Origin of the sequence: Bifidobacterium aemilianum (assembly GCF_003315635.1) — a bacterium.
Classification (GTDB): Bacteria; Actinomycetota; Actinomycetes; order Actinomycetales; family Bifidobacteriaceae; genus Bifidobacterium; species Bifidobacterium aemilianum.
The window spans coordinates 1-468 of the sequence record NZ_PDCG01000053.1 but is presented as its reverse complement, the minus strand read 5'-3'; the positions used below and the strand labels follow the sequence as shown (position 1 = coordinate 468).

Sequence of the window (468 nt, the reverse complement as noted above, 5' to 3'; positions counted from 1 at the left end):
TCCAGCTGGCCCTCGTACTTGGCGCGAACATCTTCGATCCGGTCGGTCACATTCAAATGGACCGGGTAGGGGGGAACGCCTTCCTTGATCATGAGCGCCCGTTTGGCCACGCGCATCTGCACCTGCTCCGGGTGGGCCGTCGGTCCGAACTCGTGGTTGGACGGGTCGATGGCCTCCTCCAGCTCGGCACCCTGCTTCACCCGGGACGCGATGGCCTGGTCCTGGTCGAACAGCATCTGGGCCCGCTCCACGGTGGACATGGCGGTTTCGGTCTCCGGCGTTTCCTTGCTCCGGTCGGCGTTCTCATTCAGGTCTGTCATAGCTGTACAGTGTACGCAAGTGCCGGTACTTACTGCCGCCTGTCCTGCCCGGCCCCACCGACCCAACCCGCCGCGCGAGTGCTGGCGCTTGGTCGCCGGTCAGTGTACTATGGTGAACGTTGTAGCGGGGTATAGCGCAGCTTGGTAG

At 63.9% G+C, this 468-nt stretch carries 1 pseudogene; it reads right to left on the bottom strand.

The features are described 5' to 3' along the window. Nucleotides 1-320 (bottom strand): annotated as a pseudogene (locus CRD60_RS08375) (lysine--tRNA ligase); the annotation flags it as partial. Nucleotides 321-468 lie beyond the last annotated feature (148 nt).